1 protein-coding gene is annotated in these 368 nt (G+C 44.6%); it reads right to left on the bottom strand.

Going from position 1 to position 368, the window contains the following annotated elements; all coding sequences use genetic code 11:
• The coding region (locus A3738_RS10770; RefSeq protein WP_197473805.1) for an FAD-dependent monooxygenase at window positions 1-368 on the bottom strand (368 nt) is incomplete at both ends.

Genomic DNA, 368 nt, shown 5'->3' with positions numbered 1-368 from the left:
CATGAGTTGATTAAACATACGTCGCTGCTTTTCATAATTCTTTAACACCGACCGATCTGATAAGGCTAGGTAATAAATCAATGCTTTACCGAGCTCCTCAATCAATACCGCGGCATCCATAAACCCGAGATTAACACCCTGACCAGCTAAAGGATTAATTGTGTGCGCAGCATCACCGGCCAGAACAATACGCTCTCCTGAGTATTGCTGAGCATGTGACTTGGCAAGAGGAAACGAAGCGACCTGAAGAATCTGTTCAATATCAGGTAATTCTTGGGGATATATCGCTTGAAGTTTTTGACGCAGCTCGGCATCAGACAAGCCTTTTAACTGTGCGATAGTATTCGGCGAGTCGTACCAAACTAACG

This window comes from Oleiphilus sp. HI0066 (assembly GCF_001635725.1).
This window is presented reverse-complemented; position numbering and strand designations above follow the sequence as displayed.